Annotated in this window: 16 protein-coding genes and 1 riboswitch; of the genes, 10 read left to right on the top strand and 6 right to left on the bottom strand. The window is 36.7% G+C overall.

What is annotated here, in order from left to right; translation table 11 throughout:
- Positions 1-2: 2 nt before the first annotated feature.
- From J3U23_RS06980 to J3U23_RS06955, 6 genes are all read right to left on the bottom strand, one after another.
- Positions 3-1,148: an ABC transporter permease gene (locus J3U23_RS06980; RefSeq protein WP_267338865.1), complete on the bottom strand. Its 1,146-nt coding sequence runs from the start codon at positions 1,146-1,148 to the stop codon at positions 3-5.
- A 10-nt stretch (positions 1,149-1,158) separates the two neighbouring features.
- On the bottom strand, positions 1,159-2,427 hold the full coding sequence (locus J3U23_RS06975) for an ABC transporter permease (protein ID WP_267338864.1): 1,269 nt from the start codon (positions 2,425-2,427) through the stop codon (positions 1,159-1,161).
- A 22-nt stretch (positions 2,428-2,449) separates the two neighbouring features.
- Positions 2,450-3,670: a Fe-S-containing protein gene (locus J3U23_RS06970; RefSeq protein ID WP_267337039.1), complete on the bottom strand. Its 1,221-nt coding sequence runs from the start codon at positions 3,668-3,670 to the stop codon at positions 2,450-2,452.
- Between the two features lie 98 nt (positions 3,671-3,768).
- Complete coding sequence (locus J3U23_RS06965) at positions 3,769-4,332, bottom strand: iron transporter (RefSeq protein WP_065734643.1); 564 nt, start codon at positions 4,330-4,332, stop codon at positions 3,769-3,771.
- A gap of 132 nt (positions 4,333-4,464) precedes the next feature.
- Entirely contained in the window at positions 4,465-5,652 is a 1,188-nt protein-coding gene (locus tag J3U23_RS06960) for an FTR1 family iron permease (RefSeq protein ID WP_065563569.1), read from the bottom strand.
- An 11-nt stretch (positions 5,653-5,663) separates the two neighbouring features.
- Positions 5,664-6,290, bottom strand: a complete 627-nt coding sequence (locus J3U23_RS06955) for a nitroreductase family protein (RefSeq protein ID WP_065563570.1) — start codon at positions 6,288-6,290, stop codon at positions 5,664-5,666.
- 223 nt (positions 6,291-6,513) lie between these two features.
- Between J3U23_RS06955 and J3U23_RS06950 the strand changes: the two genes are divergently transcribed.
- From J3U23_RS06950 to trkA, 10 genes are all read left to right on the top strand, one after another.
- Complete coding sequence (locus tag J3U23_RS06950) at positions 6,514-7,956, top strand: LTA synthase family protein (RefSeq protein WP_267338863.1); 1,443 nt, start codon at positions 6,514-6,516, stop codon at positions 7,954-7,956.
- Positions 7,953-8,576: a LysE family transporter gene (locus J3U23_RS06945; RefSeq protein ID WP_267338862.1), complete on the top strand. Its 624-nt coding sequence runs from the start codon at positions 7,953-7,955 to the stop codon at positions 8,574-8,576. The genes J3U23_RS06950 and J3U23_RS06945 overlap by 4 nt, the downstream gene beginning before the upstream one ends.
- Positions 8,577-8,746: 170 nt before the next feature.
- Entirely contained in the window at positions 8,747-9,709 is a 963-nt protein-coding gene (gutQ, locus tag J3U23_RS06940) for an arabinose-5-phosphate isomerase GutQ (RefSeq protein WP_267338861.1), read from the top strand.
- 188 nt (positions 9,710-9,897) lie between these two features.
- Positions 9,898-10,419, top strand: coding sequence for a shikimate kinase AroK (gene aroK, locus J3U23_RS06935; protein WP_065563574.1), 522 nt, complete (start codon positions 9,898-9,900; stop codon positions 10,417-10,419).
- Between the two features lie 60 nt (positions 10,420-10,479).
- Positions 10,480-11,289 carry an SPOR domain-containing protein gene (locus J3U23_RS06930; RefSeq protein WP_065563575.1) on the top strand — a complete coding sequence of 270 codons (810 nt, stop codon included), beginning with the start codon at positions 10,480-10,482 and terminating at the stop codon, positions 11,287-11,289.
- Positions 11,290-11,298: 9 nt separating this feature from the next.
- A complete protein-coding gene (locus tag J3U23_RS06925) occupies positions 11,299-12,117 on the top strand; it encodes a Dam family site-specific DNA-(adenine-N6)-methyltransferase (protein WP_065563576.1) in 819 nt (272 codons plus the stop codon).
- Positions 12,118-12,156: 39 nt separating this feature from the next.
- On the top strand, positions 12,157-12,834 hold the full coding sequence (rpe, locus tag J3U23_RS06920; RefSeq protein WP_065734647.1) for a ribulose-phosphate 3-epimerase: 678 nt from the start codon (positions 12,157-12,159) through the stop codon (positions 12,832-12,834).
- On the top strand, positions 12,827-13,522 hold the full coding sequence (locus tag J3U23_RS06915; RefSeq protein WP_065563578.1) for a phosphoglycolate phosphatase: 696 nt from the start codon (positions 12,827-12,829) through the stop codon (positions 13,520-13,522). The genes rpe and J3U23_RS06915 overlap by 8 nt, the downstream gene beginning before the upstream one ends.
- Before the next feature lie 23 nt (positions 13,523-13,545).
- On the top strand, positions 13,546-14,541 hold the full coding sequence (gene trpS / locus J3U23_RS06910) for a tryptophan--tRNA ligase (protein ID WP_065563579.1): 996 nt from the start codon (positions 13,546-13,548) through the stop codon (positions 14,539-14,541).
- Positions 14,542-14,655: 114 nt separating this feature from the next.
- Positions 14,656-16,017: a Trk system potassium transporter TrkA gene (gene trkA, locus J3U23_RS06905; RefSeq protein ID WP_065563580.1), complete on the top strand. Its 1,362-nt coding sequence runs from the start codon at positions 14,656-14,658 to the stop codon at positions 16,015-16,017.
- Positions 16,018-16,071: 54 nt separating this feature from the next.
- Positions 16,072-16,173: riboswitch (TPP riboswitch) on the top strand.
- Positions 16,174-16,209: the final 36 nt, after the last annotated feature.

Genomic DNA, 16,209 nt, shown 5'->3' with positions numbered 1-16,209 from the left:
TCCTATTCGCCACGTAAAACTAATGCTGGTTCAACTTCAAGTGCACGTTTTACCGGAATCAAACACGCAATGATGGTTACCACAGCCGAAATGACAATCGTTGTTGGTATCAAATAAAATTCAATGACAATTGAGCGCCCAAATACATTGTCGCTAATCACTTGAGCAAAAATTAAACCACAAATAACCCCAATCACCCCACCAATAATACCTAAAATTAGCCCTTCTACTAAAAACTCTTTGGCAATACTCCTATTAGTTGCACCGATGGCTTTTTTCAGTCCTATCTCTTTGCGACGCTCCATTACTACAGTCATCATGGTAGTGGCCACACAGATCATGGTCAAAATTAACACCACTAAAGTTACTAGGTAGAGTAAAGATGATAGCTTACCGAGCACAGATGCTTCTGATTGCGTTACCCATTTTATAAGATGCGGTTCGATTGTGGTGGAGTGTTCTTTGATAGTTTGAATATAGTGCTGTAACTCATCTTGGGTTGCTGTAATACTAATTTCGACTACTTCAGCTTGATTGCTTTCTTCAAGTAGCGTTTCAAGAACGCTAAGATCGATAAAGATAAAATTATCCTCAACACGGCCTGTTTTCACGATACCAGTAATAGTTAAATCTTCATCAAAGCGAGAGTTTTCTTTAGATTTTCCTGAAATCGGCATGGTGCTACCAATGCTAAGTTTAGCAAACTGGGCTATATCAGTACCGATCATAATTTCATTGGCTTTTTGAGGTAATTCACCTTCTATCTTCCAATAAGGACTGGTTTTGGTGACCTGATCAAATTGTGTGCCAACGATGGTATAGGGTTGTTGATTACTGCGGATGGAGTTATAACGAAAAGGTGTGACACCTAGTACTTTATCTCTCGGCAGTAAATCAACCGCTTTTTTCACCTCAGTCATTGATATGGTAGGTTGATTATTGGCTGGCATCATTAATAAATTTGCGCCATAAGAGCGGAACTCTTGTCCCATTTGTCTTGGAATATCATAACAAAGCGTCACCATACCAAGTAATACTGTCGCGCCAATTGCTACGCCGAGTAGAGCAATAATAATCCTAGAACGACGGCGAATTAGCGAGCTAAATATCGTTTTTAAAATAAAACGTTGGTTTCTACTCATCATCATTTAGCCTCGCTTATCGTCCATGCAATACATCGGTTGGGCGTAAGAACATCATAATACGTAATGCTGGCAAGCTACCTAATAAGGTAATCAGGCTTACCATAATTAATACCAATGGAACAATAATCATTTTAGGCTCAACAAACGAACCAAACACCGTCTGGCCAATAATTTGTGCAAAGCCGAGACCAATAAAATAGCCGGCCATACCGCCGAATAATGCAATAATCAGTATTTCGCTAAGAATCAACATGGATACCGAGGTATTAGTTGCGCCTAGTGCTTTTAATAAGCCAATTTCAGTGCTACGTTCAATCACGTTAGCAGTAACTAAGTTAGATATCGCCAGTGCCGAACAAATTAACGATAAAATTGTCAGCAATAACATTAATAATTGTGTTTTTTGTAAAATAGAGCCTTCTGATTCAGCTACTTGCATTATCGCTTTTACTCGAATATCTGGCATTAATTCTTCTAATTGATAGGCGATCGAACTGATGTAAGCAGTACAATACCATTTATCCCACTCAGCTCGCGTTAAGCTATTGGGATCTTGTGCTGCTTTACGGGCTAAATCGTTTTCAGGAGTGGTGAGAGCACTTACTTCAACCCGTTCTACCAAACCTTCTTTGTTCGCCATATACTGAGCAACAGGCAGTGAGACATAAAGATCATTGTCTTCAACACCACCACTATGAAAGATGTTATTCACAGTTAGGGTAGTTTTTTTAGTAGGTGAAGTTATCTCAATATTATCACCTAATTTAAGATTCAATTGCTTGGCAATAGTTTCTCCCACCATTACGCCTTGCAAATTATCATCCTTCATGGTGTTGCCTTCAATCGACCACCATGACTTCATGGCTAATATTCCAGTGTCAACTTTGTCACCAGTTGGAATAGTCAGATGTTTATTAAACCATGTTCCAACTAGTGTAACCGGTTTATCATTAACCGTAACTTGGGTGGTTAAATAAGGGGCAAAATCAACAATGTTATACGCCCAGAAAATCATTTTAATTTTGACTAAATCATCTTGCTTAATATATGCGTTTTGTTTGTCATCGAGCTGATATAACTCATTAACCATCGACGCACCTTTTGGCACAATGCTTAAGTTAGCGCCATAGGCTTTTAACTCTTGGTTAACTTTATCACCAACGTCAAACATCACATTTAACATAGCAGTCGCAAGTGAAACACCTAAAGCAACGGTTAAAGCAATTAAAAATAGCTTCTTTTTTTGACGAACTAACACGCTAAGTAACATTCTACGAAACATATTTTCTTCCTTTTTATACCGTCTACTTAAAGCGACTCTTTTCTGCTTCAAGATGAGTAGGTCGAATAATCATATTGCCATCTAAAATTTCGTATTTGAGCGGGACAGGATTACAGCCACCAGAAAAACCAATCGTGGCAATGTTCATCACCACATCACACAAAATGCAGACAACTTGATTACCGCGCTGATAGTAACCACTTGCACCACAGATGTCACAAGCGTCAAAGCCAACACCATAAGCATTTTCACTTTTCTTTATTACAATAAATCTGATTAATGTTCCATCCGTTGCTTTGTAACCATAACGATGCAGATTGCCATCATTGACTTTATCTAATGGGATTACAATCAAACCATCGGCATTAGGTGTTACTGGCTCAGCCGGGGTTAATTCCACCCCTTTTTCAAAAATATAGCGCGCACGAGTAACGGTGTAAGCGGTGATAGCAATGCCCGCCATTAATAATAATGAGGTCCGACGATCCCGGCGTAAACTTGCTTTCAATTTACGCACTTGGGCAGGATTACTGCCGACTAAGGAGGTAGTTTTGGATTTGATGTATAACAAAATACTTAGTACTAGCACCAATACAATAAAGATAAAGGTAAACAAATTGACATGATCTAAAACGGAAGTCACTAAATCCATCATCCACTTTTGTGGCGAGATAAACCGTCTCACAATTAGGATTCGAAGTAAGTTAATTGCATTTTGTGCAGTAAAGAAAATAATGGCTAGCGATGTAATGGCAATTACAAATCGAGTTGAAAACCTTGTACAAAGCCGATAAACAAACAATCCAATTAAAATACAAACGAATAAAGCAAAACCGTAACCCACCCATTTAAACAAATAATCATTATTGAAAATTGAGTCCATGCCAACATCAAATTCAAATGGGTAAAGCAAAATATTCGGTAGGCTTTGTGAGGTGATAATTCCGGTAGCAATCACTATTAATAAAATATTGAGAGCTTGAGATTTTTTAAAAAATAAACTAATAAGCAATGGAACAACTATGATGCACCAAGCAACATTGGTACCAAGATCATAAAATTCACGAACTGCAATACCCGTATTTCGTTTTAATATTGCATAAATAAACGCGGCTATCATGCCCAATACAAAACCGATGATAAGATGTTTTTTACTTAATTGAATAACTGTCGCACTAAGTAATGCAAACATGATCACTGGTATAAAAGTATTATCGGTAATTTTGATAAGATATTGGAGCATAATAATTGCCTAAAAATTACAACGTCTATTGGCGAGCTGTTATACTCGCCAATATTACAACTAATTATTTATTAATTTAATTCAATTAAAAATAATTATTACCATGCATGAGGGATATAGTTAAAGTCCCAAGAAACTTCAATTGGTTTAGTCCAGAAACGACCTTCAACACCAGTTTCTTTATCAACATGTAATAAATAACCTTGTTTTTCAGGGTTTTCGATAGTAAATGTTACTTTGTATTTACCTGCACCATCTAACTTAATATTGTTACCATAGTGAGGACCATCTGAAGCATTCATAGGCATAAAAGTACCTTCGATAGCTTTATCACTTCCTTCTTTTTGGATTTTATATTTTACAGTTAAGTAAGGCACGAAATCACCAGTACCAAAACCTAAGTTATTACCTTCAGCCGCTGAAATATCAGCTTCAATATGCATATCAGATTTTGAAGCAGGTAAACCACCCATACCAGCTGGTTCCATATCAACAGGTTGGAAATAAACTGCACCGATGTGTAAAGGACCAACAGTTACTTCATCACCAATTGGAAACTCTTCGAAGCCTTTTTCTTCACCTGGTGCAGGTGCAGCAGCATAAGCCATTGAAGAAAGTGCAAGTATTGATGAAATACCAGCAGAGACTAATAGTTTTTTCATTGAAAACTCCTTAATTTTGTTTTTCACTTTTAATCACTAATCAATAAAATCATGACTAGTCAATAACAATTTACTACCAATGTATTTACGATTTATCACCACTCATTAATCGTTTTTAATGTTTTATATTAATTATTTCTTTTTATATTTTGTGGAATAGATAATCGACCCTATCACTGCCACTACCATGAACAACTGTGGTAGTAATGTTTCAACTGTTGGATAGATACCCAATATCTCAACCGAATGAACAAAATCGACCGGTGTAACCTGAATAATATCAGCTTCTTGCAACTCTTTTACACCACCACCAGCAAACGCAATCGCCATCAGATACATTAAGGCACTGGTACAAATAAAGAACGGTTTAAGTGGCAATTTAACCGTACCAAAGCGAATAATAACAAACACAAACGCTAATACAATCATTCCCACGCCCAAACCATACCACACCATATCCATATGCTCATTAGCATCTGCTAACATGGCTTGATAGAAGATGATAGTTTCTGCGCCTTCACGAAATACTGCTAAAAAGGCAGCAAATCCTAGAGCAAAACTACTGCCTGTAGAAACCGCATTTTGGACCTTACCTTCGACATAGTTTTTCCATGCTATGGATTCTGACTTAGACAGCATCCAATTACTAATAAAGAACAGCATTACCGTTGCCAATAACATGGCGCAACCTTCCATAATTTCTTGGTTGGCACCACTTAATCCCACAATTGTATGTAACGCTATCGCCGCTAAAATACTAGCGAACACCGCAAACAAACTACTAAGATAAACGACTTTAAGCATCGGTTTATTATTTGAGCGAACAAGATAGGCAGAGATAGCCGCGATAACCAATATCGCTTCTAACCCTTCTCGGAAAATGATGATAAACGACGCCAAAAATACACTCCAACCACTCTCTTTTTTACCATCTAACTCATTGGCATCTTCATGGAGCATTTTTAAAATAACGTCAATTTCTGCTCGCACCGTTTTATTCGGCGCATTTTGTGTCATTAATCGTTTAATTTTTGCAAACTGGTATTCAGTGTCAGTACCGCGCTTACCTGAAATATAAGACATCACTGCGCGCTCAACGCCATGCTTTTCGTAAAATCCAAAGTAAGCATTGTTAACACGGGCTTTAGCACCTTCGACGTCTTTCATAAAATAGATGTTGTAGGCATCATTCAAAATGATATCCATCTCATCAATAATTGCATTCCAGCTTTCATATTTCTTTTCGGCTGCATAAGAAGGGGAACTAAAAACAGCTAAACTGGCAATTAGTAGAACAACTAAAGTTAAATACCTTTTCACTTCCTACTCCTTTATTTTCCTAACAACATAATCCCTATTGGTTTGCTGTTTTCTGGCAATTGTAATGATTGACTAATAAATTCAGGATTGATTGAATGGATATAACGTGTGCTGAGTTTTAATGCTGTCGCCGACAAATAAACATTTTGGCTCATTGCGCCAACAGCAATTTGACTAAAATCATTGGCTTGTTGGGTATCATAATCTTTAAGATTGTCACCATCAGACACAAAAATAAAAATATAAGGTGCACGTTTAGTAAAACTTTGTTTACCGATGTCGCCACGAATATCTTGATTATTGATCTCACGAAGATAGTGCCCTTCCCACTCGTATATAAAGGTTCCCTTTTCACTTGCAACATACAGGCGAACATAAGGCGGTTTACCACTTGCCATTGGTACTGTCCAACCGTTTTTACCTCGATTTAAGCCACTGGCTGCCCAAAGTACACTTGAAAGCTCATCGTCAGACACCATACCTGTTGGAAATCCTCCACCCGGCGTTGAAGCACGCTTTTTAAGACTATCAAATAATCCCATACCCTCTTTCTTTTGTGGGGCCGGTAAAGTGACATCAGCATAGCTATAGGAAAAACAAGATAATAGCAAAACAATGGCAAATCTACGTAACAACATAGCATAAACCTTTCAGCTTTAGGAAATAAAATAATTGTTGCTATCTTATTGCTAATGCTTTCAATTATCAACAACAAACAATAATAATTATCATTAAGCTTGTTACATATAATAAAATCAACGCATTAATATTACCTTGCAATCTACGATTTTTATTTTTCTGATTAAAACGTATATACTGATGCAATATTCCCGTTTTAAGAAAATCTGAGTATCATTAACTATGCCGTTTTCGACTTTAATCGTATTACCACTTTTTATCTTAACTATTACCTTAGCTTCTTTTTTTAAACAAAAAAAATGGCAACTGCTCACCATTGTCTTAATGACCGTCATCATTGTTATGGAACTCACCTCTATCTATTTTAGTGGTGGATTTATTGATTATCAGTTTTACGTGAATTTAAATGTGAATGACATTATTGAAGGATTATTTATCTTCAAGTTACAGGCTGTATTAGTGATTGTAGTCTTTTTAGGATTAGTTTTTATAATTAGTAAATTAGCCAACTTATTTCGCAATAAATGCCGATTGTTATGGCGCTTATTGTTTGCTGTCATCGCAATTGCTTCAATTAGTTATCATAATGGTCCAATTAGTCGCCTCTATGAAATCTATCAAGTCACCTGTGCGCCAAAAGCAACCTTCGAGCAAGCATTACAAACGCTCAATATGAATGATTATGTTGCAAAATCACAGTTAAACAGTCAAAAAGGCAAAAATATTATTGTGTTATCGTTAGAATCTTTCGAGCAAGGATTTTTAGATTTTGCTGATATTACGCCTAATTTAAGACAGCTAAAGCAACAATATACCTTTTATCCAAATATGCCAATGAGTGCAGGTAGTACCTGGACAACTGCCTCAATGTATACTTATATGACCGGTGTACCATTTTTAATTGGTGAGCATTCAACATCGCCTTTAAGAAACGCTAACTCGACTAAATTAGTCACTTTAGGTGATGTATTAAAACAAGCGGGCTACCAAACTCGTTACGTTATGGCTGGTCCTGAATTTGCGAGCATTGGCCACACAGCAGAAGTAGTTGGAATGCAAGTGGTATCTGAAAAAAACTATCCAGGCAAATACCCAAATGCGCCATTTGGGTTATATGATAAAGATATATTAGACATCGCCGAACAGCAAATACAAGAGATGAAAAATAATGACAAACCATTTGCGCTATTTGTTTCGACCGTCTCAACCCATGCACCAAATGGCTTTAACGATGAACGCATGACCTCTGTTATTAGCCCAAAGCATGACAACATGTCTTTTGTAGCCGCATCTCTCGATTACAATTTAGGGCAATTTATTAACCACCTAAAAGTGCAAGGTTTACTAGATAATACCGTATTTTATATCTTCCCTGACCATTTAATGATGGGTGCGGGTACCGAAACCGTTAAAAAATTGTCGGAAAAAGAACGCAAATTGTACTTATTAACCAATGCGAATAGTGATGATTTACAAAAATCATCCAACCAAACCATTTACCAAATCGACTTACCAAGAATGATTTTGAATGGTGCACAAATTAAAACGAATGCAAAATTCTTAACTGATTACTTAATTGGTGAAAACTTCGATAAAAAGCAATTTATCGAACAACATAAATCAAACATCGCCACGTTAAACAATGCAGCACAAGAGCAAAAATGACAGTCGATACCTTAATTTTGGTCATAACCATTAGTTGTTTAGGCATGATATCACCCGGGCCAGATTTTTTTCTGGTCTTAAAAAATAGTTTAAGCTACAACCGAAAAATAGCATTAATGACCTGTTTAGGAGTAATTAGTGCTATCGCCATTCATATGAGTTACTGTGTGGCAGGCATTGCTGTATTAATCACCGCCACCCCTTGGCTCTATAATGCATTACGTTATGCCGGAGCCGCTTATTTGTTATGGATTGGCGTTAAAGCGTTACTAGCCAAAAGCAGTGGCACCGCCTATGTTTCCAAACAAGCGCTGGAACTGAATGTCACAGCCAAAGCTGCGTTTATGCAAGGGCTATTGTGTAATTTACTTAATCCAAAAGCCACGCTGTTTTTTCTAGCTATCTTTACTCAACTACTTAATGCCAGCTCAACGATGGTAGATAAACTGGTAGTTGCTTTTATAATCTGGCTTGAAGCTGCAATTTGGTGGCCGATGGTAGTATTCGTCTTCCAAACCCAAATTGTCCAACGTCGTTATTTTAAGTTACAGGTGATTATTGATAAGTTGTTAGGCGTGATATTAATCGTGCTTGGAGTGAAAGTTGGATTAGGATTCTAAAGCTTTAAAAACCCCGTTCCTCAACATTTTTTATTCCAAAAAGTGCGCTCCTCAATTATTTCTTATCTTTTTATTCTAAAAGGCTTTTGAATATTGAATAGTTAATTGCTAGACTATTAATAATTTAATCAATATATATTTTTTAGTTTTAATTTGATGAGTGGCTAAAAATGGAAAAATTATTACAATATGGTCGAGAATTACTTGAACTTGAGCTTCATGAGGCACAGAAGCTGCCAGCTCGGCTTGGTGAGAGTTTTGTTAAGGCTTGTCAGTTAATTTTGTCAACAAAAGGCAAAGTTGTAGTGTCAGGCATTGGTAAATCTGGTCATATTGGTAAAAAGATCGCAGCATCATTAGCCAGTACTGGTAGCCCAGCATTTTTTATGCATCCATCTGAAGCATTACACGGTGATTTAGGAATGGTGACCGAGAATGATGTCGTGATTTTGATTTCTTATTCAGGACGAGCTAAGGAATTTCAATTTATTTTACCCATTCTTGCAGCAATGAATATTCCAGTTATTGCCATAACAGGTGGACTTGATTCCCCATTAGCATTAGCTGCGCAAGCAGTGCTGGACATTTCAATCGAAAAGGAAGCGTGTCCAATGGGATTAGCTCCAACCTCAAGCTCAACTAATACGTTAATGATGGGCGATGCGCTGGCAATTGCCGTTATGCGAGCTCGTGGATTTAAGGAAGAAGATTTTGCTCGTTCACATCCAGCTGGCAGTTTAGGCGCTAAACTATTAAATCATGTAAAAGATATTATGCGTAAGGGTGATTTAATTCCTAGAGTACCACAATCAGCAACAGTACTTGATGCCATGTTAGAATTAAGTCGTACTGGTGTGGGGTTAGTTGCAATATGCCAAGATGATAATAAAATAGTTGGCGTTTTTACAGATGGCGATTTACGCCGTTTGTTACTAAAACATGGTACATTACAAGATAATATTGTCGATGTAATGACAAGTCCAGGACATCAAATACCTGAAACTTGGAAAGCGGTCGAAGCTTTAAAATCATTTAATGATCATAATATTACTGCTGCACCTGTGGTAAATAATCACGGCGAATTGGTTGGTGCGCTGAATATTCATGATCTGCATCAAGCAGGTATTAGTTAATCGATTAATAAATACCTGTTGCAAAATGGGGCTATCTATTGAGATAATTACCGACCTAAATTTTTGTCGTTAGACGGAGATCCAAGTAAGTTACACAATTCAATACCGAAATGATGAGTTATTTAAGTCATTATAAATTGATATTGTGTTGTAAATTTTAACCAAAATTAATAGATGATGAAACTACAATGGCAGAAAAGCGAAATATCTTTCTAATTGGCCCTATGGGGGCAGGAAAAAGCACAATAGGCCGACAAATTGCACAACAGTTAGGTATGGAATTTTTTGATTCTGACCAAGAGATCGAGAAACGTACAGGTGCTGATATTGCATGGATTTTTGACTTAGAAGGTGAAGACGGATTCCGAGCCAGAGAAGAGAAAGTCATTAATGAGTTGACTGAAAAACAAGGTATAGTTCTTGCTACTGGTGGTGGTTCGATTTTATCTAAAGAGACACGTAACCGTTTATCAGCTCGCGGTATTGTAGTTTATTTAGAAACTACAATAGAAAAACAGATGGCAAGAACCCAGAAAGATAAGCGTCGTCCTTTATTACAAGGTGGCAATACTCCCCGTGAACTTTACGAAGAATTAGCCGAAGAGCGTGATCCACTTTACGAAGAGATCGCTGATATTACGATTAAAACTGATGAGCAAAGTGCCAAAGGTGTTGCTGGATATATTATTGAAAAAATAGAACAAATTTAAAATTTCAATTTTTTAAATTCGGCTGGCCATGAGGCAATAAACCATTTGAAAGGAGTTAATATGCGTGTAGATAAAGATGATCGTTATATACCAGAACAATCAAGTAAGTCTTCTACGCCTTCTTTTAGTATATCAACTTTTTTTCAGCATTATTCGAAGAAAAAATTGATTATTATGGGATTAGCTTTAGCTATTATTGTCTTGTTGGTTTGCTTTGTGATATCTCGTCCATCAAAAAAAACAACCATACTGACTCCTCCTGAAGTCAATGGTGTTTCGTCGACGCAAACGCCTGATTCAACAATTAGTGGCGATAGTGGGGCGTTAGCGCAAGGTCAACAAAATTCTGCACCTGTGCCACCAGCCCCAATTAATAGTAATGTTAATGAGCACGATAATGGGGTTAGTCAACCTCCAGCATCAACACAGTCAACATCGGGTTCTAGACCAGAGCTGCAACCAACGGGTAACAGTACAACTCAAAATACTAGTGGTTCATCAACTAATTTAAATAAACCAATAAATCCAGATAGAGGCAATCCTACTGTTTCTAACTCAAATAATAGTGTAATAACAGGTAATAATTCAACTTCGATTGCCAAAATTAAGAATGATCAGTTTTCAATTCAACTTAGTTCTTCTAGTTCAGTTGATGGTTTGAAAAGATTGGTTAAAGAACATAATCTTACTAATTATCAAATTTATGAAACCAAACGAAATAATGTTAAATGGTATATCTTAGTTAAAGGTACATATGATTCTGCTGACGAAGCCAGAAAAGCGATCAAATCTTTACCAAGTGCACTACAAAAAGATAAGCCTTGGATTAAATCTGGCGAAACAATTAATAAAGAAAAATCAGCAAAATAGGAGTTTCCTTTGAAGAAGCAACGAGCCTTTTTAAAATGGGCTGGAGGAAAATATGAGCTTGTGGACACAATTAAACAATATCTACCAGAAGGGGACCAACTCATTGAGCCCTTTGTAGGCGCTGGTTCTGTTTTTTTAAACACAAACTTTAAAAGTTATATTTTAGCTGATATCAATCATGATCTAATTGCGTTATTTAGGTTATTACAATCCAATCCTGATAAGTTTATTAATGATCTTAAACTATTATTTAATCATCAGAATAATCAAGCTGAGGCTTTTTATCAGCTACGAGATGTCTTTAATTATAGTAAAGATCAATATCTACGATCGCTTTTGTTTGTCTATTTGAATCGCCACTGTTATAACGGTTTATGTCGCTATAATAATAGCGGGCTTTTTAATGTACCCTTTGGACGTTACAAAACTATCTATTTTCCTGAGAAGGAGCTCTACTATTTTGCTCAAAAAGCACAAAAAGCTGAGTTTATCTGTACTCCTTATCATGAAGCAATGAAAATGGCAAAACGCAATTCTGTCATTTATTGTGATCCGCCTTATCTTTCTCCAAATGAATCTATCGGTTTTACGGCTTATTATTCCAATAATTTTGGTTTTGAAGAACATAAGCGATTGTCACAATTAGCTGAAAAAATTGCTTATAAAAAAAATATTCCTGTACTACTATCAAATCACGATACAGAGTATACCAGAACGTTATATAGTAAAGCGCGCCATCTTTACCGTGCAGAAATGCGACGCTCAATTAGCTGTGCTGGCGAAGGACGCAAAAAAATTGATGAAATATTAGCCTTGTACCAAAAATAACCTATTTTATGTATAAGGTTTTATTAGTAGAGGTATGTTATGAAAGAGTTTATTATTGCACCATCAATATTATCCGCTGATTTTGCTCGACTTGGAGAAGATACGCAGAAAGTATTAGACGCTGGTGCCGATGTTGTCCATTTTGATGTAATGGATAACCATTTTGTACCAAATTTGACGATGGGTAGTATGTTTTGTAAGGCTCTTCGTGACTATGGTATTAAGGCTCCGATTGATGTTCATTTGATGGTTTCGCCGGTTGAAGATTTAATTACCTCATTTGCCAAAGCTGGCGCAACTAATATCTCTATTCACCCTGAAGCTACTATTCACCTTGATCGTTCTTTGCAATTAATTAAAGATCATGGTTGCAGTGCAGGAATTGTACTTAATCCTGCAACGCCGTTAGATTATTTGGATTATGTGATGGATAAAGTCGACATTATTTTATTAATGAGCGTTAATCCAGGTTTTGGTGGACAATCATTTATACCAAGTACTCTAAAAAAATTGCAACAAGTTAAACAGCGCATTATTGAGTCTGGCAGAAAGATTCGTTTAGAAATTGATGGTGGTGTTAAAGTTGATAATATCGCTGAAATTGCCAGAGCGGGTGCTGATATGTTTGTTGCTGGTTCGGCAATATTTGGTCAACCGGATTATAAAGCCGTAATTGATGCAATGCGTAAAGAATTAGAAGGTGTTAACCATGGCTAAGTTAAATGATATTCAAGCTATTGCTTTCGATTTAGATGGAACTTTAGTCGATAGTGTGCCTGGCCTTGCCTTAGCTGCACAAAAGATGTTAGCAGATTTGGAGTTACCCACCGTTACTAATGAACAAGTAAAAAACATGGTCGGTAATGGCATTGATGTCATGCTCGAACGCGTATTCAACGTGATTGGTCGCAATCCGTCTAAAGAGGATTTCAATAAAGCGAAACAGTTGTTTAATCATCATTATGATAAGGTTATGGATGAGCAAACAACGCTATTCCCGCATGTTAAAGAAACCTTAAAAACGCTTTATGAAAATCATTATCCCTTAGCTTTAGTTACCAATAAACCTGCACAATTTTTACCTGCTTTATTGACGTCATTAGGTATTAAAGAATACTTTTCATTGGTACTTGGTGGTGGTGATGTGATTAAGTTGAAACCACACCCTGCCCCACTTTATCAAGTCATGGCAACCTTTGGATTGTTTAGTGATCAGTTGCTGTTTGTTGGTGATTCAAAGAATGATATTACTGCTGCTAAAAATGCTAATTGCCCGACTGTAGCATTAAGTTATGGTTATAATTATGGGGTGTCGATTGCATCTAGCAAGCCTGATTTTTTATTTGATGATTTTAAAGATATTTTAACCTTATTACCTCAGCCAAAGGCTGATGCAAAAAAATAATGAGTATAAATTAGGAATAAATTATGAGTAAACCAATTGTATTTAGTGGCGCTCAGCCATCAGGAGAACTAACATTAGGCAACTATTTAGGGGCTTTGAAGAATTGGGTGTCTTTGCAAAATGAATATGATTGCGTTTATTGTATTGTCAATCAACATGCGATCACGGTCCGTCAAGATCCTAATAAGTTGCGAAAAGCAACACTTGATACGTTAGCGCTTTATTTGGCCTGTGGTATCGATCCACAAAAAAGTACTATTTTTGTTCAATCACAAGTACCAGCTCACGCTGAATTAGGTTGGGCGTTGAACTGTTATACTTATTTTGGTGAACTGAGCCGTATGACGCAGTTTAAAGATAAGTCATCTCGTCACTCTGAAAATATTAACGCCGGGCTATTTGATTATCCAGTATTAATGGCTGCTGATATTTTGTTATATCAAGCTAATTTAGTTCCTGTAGGTGATGACCAGAAACAACATCTCGAGTTATCACGTGATATCGCTATGCGTTTTAATGCACTTTATGGCGATATTTTTACTGTTCCTGAGCCGTTTATTTCTAAAGTAGGTGCTCGTGTGATGTCTTTACAAGATCCAACCAAAAAGATGTCTAAATCAGATGAGAATCGTAACAATGTTATTGGTTTACTTGAGAATCCGAAAGATGTCGAGAAGAAGATTAAACGGGCAATGACCGATTCAGACGAACCACCTGTTGTACGTTATGATTCAAAAAACAAAGCCGGTGTTTCAAATCTGTTAGATATTTTGACAGGTATTACAGGTAAGCCGATTGCTGAACTTGAAAAAGAGTTTGAAGGCAAAATGTATGGTCATCTAAAAACCGAGGTGGCAAATCAAGTTATCGAGATGTTAACCGGTTTACAAGCAAAATATCATCAATATCGAGATGATGAAAATTATCTTCTTTCAATTATGCAAGAAGGAGCACAAAAAGCTCGCGCTAAAGCAGAGCCTACGTTGAAGAAGGTTTATGACGCAATCGGTTTTGTATAATCTAAAATAAGATTGCGATTATTACTAAACAATATCAAACGGCTTTAATTGATATGAGCTCTATTGTTCTAATAATGAGTTAGCTTGAGGCCTTTTGATTATAATAGGTTTATTATGAAAATTATCATTCTTGGTGCAGGCCAAACTGGTAGTGCACTTGCTGAATATCTAGTAACTGAAAAGCAGAACGATGTGACTGTCGTTGATGAAGATCATGATAAATTGCAATCTTTGCAAGAGCGTTTTGATTTACAAGTCATTTGCGGTAAATCATCTTACCCACAAGTATTAGAGAGTGCTGGCGCGGAATCAGCCGATATGTTAGTTGCCGTTACCAATTCTGATGAAGTAAATATGATGGCTTGTCAGATTGGGCATGTGATGTTTAATATTCCACAAAAAGTTGCTAGAATCCGTGCTCCTGAATATAACGATGAAAGATACCCATTCTTCAATAAAGATTGTATCAACATCGATCATATTATTGCTCCTGAAAACTTAATTACAAATCATATTAGCCAATTAGTTCAATATCCTGGTGCTCTACAGTTTGCTTCGTTTTATGATAATCGTGTCTGTTTGGTTGCTGTAACCGCTTATTACGGTGGTGCGTTAGTGGGGAGCGAACTATCCGAACTTAAAGAGCATTTACCACATGTCGAAGCGCGTGTTGTTGCTATTTATCGTCAAAATCGTTTTATTCGCCCAATAGGTTCGACTTTAATTGAAGCTGGAGACATGGTTTATTTTATTACCCCTCCTCTTAACATTAAAGCTGTAACCAGTGAACTACAACGGCTAGAAAAACCTTATAAACGTATTATTATTAGCGGTGGTGGTGGCGTTGCCATTGCTTTAGCTAAACGTTTAGAGAATGATTATCAAGTTAAGTTGATTGAACGTAATGCAGAAAAAGCTGAATTAATAGCTGAGCAGTTAGTTAATACCACCGTGTTACATGGTGAATCATCAGACCAAGAATTATTATCGCAAGAGCAAGTCGAGTTAACCGATCTGTTTGTGGCGGTCACTAGCGATGATGAAGCCAATATTATGTCATCTATGCTGGCAAAAAGAATGGGGGCAAAAAAAGTCATCGTTCTTATCCAGCGACAAGCCTACTTAGAATTGATTAACGATAGTGTTATTGATATCGCGATTTCACCACAACATGCCACTATTTCAGAACTACTAAGCCATGTTAGGCAAACAGGTGTAGTTAAAGTTGTCTCATTACGCCAAGGTGAATCAGAAATTGTCGAAGTAGTTGCTCGTGGTGAAGCCGAAAATTCAAAATTAGTCGGTAAAAATATCAACAGTTTAAAATTACCTTCAGGTGCTACGATTGGTGCTGTGGTTCGTGGTGAAGATGTAATTATAGTAAATACGGATTTAATGATTGAAGATGGCGATCATTTAATAATTTTCTTACCGGATAGACGCGCCATTAGTGATATAGAAAGATTATTACAATAACTTGTTTAATTTTTAAACTCAGTTCATAATAGATTCAATTTTATCCAAATTTGTTATTTAGACTCGGGGTGTTTTTTGTTAGAGCAAAAAACTGAGAATTTACCCGTTGAACCTGATCTGGATCATGCCAGCGTAGGGAAGTCTCTGTCTTAATTACCGCTTTTGACACATTCTTCCCTTAATATTATTTAT

The sequence above is a fragment of the Gilliamella sp. B3367 genome, from assembly GCF_026536825.1.
Lineage (GTDB): Bacteria > Pseudomonadota > Gammaproteobacteria > Enterobacterales > Orbaceae > Gilliamella > Gilliamella apicola_E.
This window is presented reverse-complemented; position numbering and strand designations above follow the sequence as displayed.

What these genes read in the sequence shown, in the direction of transcription:
- rpe (WP_065734647.1), top strand. Translation starts at nt 12,157, where the DNA reads ATGAAAGAGTTTATTATTGCACCATCAATATTATCCGCTGATTTTGCT.
- aroK (WP_065563574.1), top strand. Translation starts at nt 9,898, where the DNA reads ATGGCAGAAAAGCGAAATATCTTTCTAATTGGCCCTATGGGGGCAGGA.
- J3U23_RS06915 (WP_065563578.1), top strand. Translation starts at nt 12,827, where the DNA reads ATGGCTAAGTTAAATGATATTCAAGCTATTGCTTTCGATTTAGATGGA.
- trpS (WP_065563579.1), top strand. Translation starts at nt 13,546, where the DNA reads ATGAGTAAACCAATTGTATTTAGTGGCGCTCAGCCATCAGGAGAACTA.
- J3U23_RS06930 (WP_065563575.1), top strand. Translation starts at nt 10,480, where the DNA reads ATGCGTGTAGATAAAGATGATCGTTATATACCAGAACAATCAAGTAAG.
- J3U23_RS06975 (WP_267338864.1), bottom strand. Translation starts at nt 2,427, where the DNA reads ATGTTTCGTAGAATGTTACTTAGCGTGTTAGTTCGTCAAAAAAAGAAG.
- trkA (WP_065563580.1), top strand. Translation starts at nt 14,656, where the DNA reads ATGAAAATTATCATTCTTGGTGCAGGCCAAACTGGTAGTGCACTTGCT.
- J3U23_RS06945 (WP_267338862.1), top strand. Translation starts at nt 7,953, where the DNA reads ATGACAGTCGATACCTTAATTTTGGTCATAACCATTAGTTGTTTAGGC.
- J3U23_RS06970 (WP_267337039.1), bottom strand. Translation starts at nt 3,670, where the DNA reads ATGCTCCAATATCTTATCAAAATTACCGATAATACTTTTATACCAGTG.
- J3U23_RS06955 (WP_065563570.1), bottom strand. Translation starts at nt 6,290, where the DNA reads ATGTTGTTACGTAGATTTGCCATTGTTTTGCTATTATCTTGTTTTTCC.
- gutQ (WP_267338861.1), top strand. Translation starts at nt 8,747, where the DNA reads ATGGAAAAATTATTACAATATGGTCGAGAATTACTTGAACTTGAGCTT.
- J3U23_RS06965 (WP_065734643.1), bottom strand. Translation starts at nt 4,332, where the DNA reads ATGAAAAAACTATTAGTCTCTGCTGGTATTTCATCAATACTTGCACTT.
- J3U23_RS06980 (WP_267338865.1), bottom strand. Translation starts at nt 1,148, where the DNA reads ATGATGATGAGTAGAAACCAACGTTTTATTTTAAAAACGATATTTAGC.
- J3U23_RS06950 (WP_267338863.1), top strand. Translation starts at nt 6,514, where the DNA reads ATGCCGTTTTCGACTTTAATCGTATTACCACTTTTTATCTTAACTATT.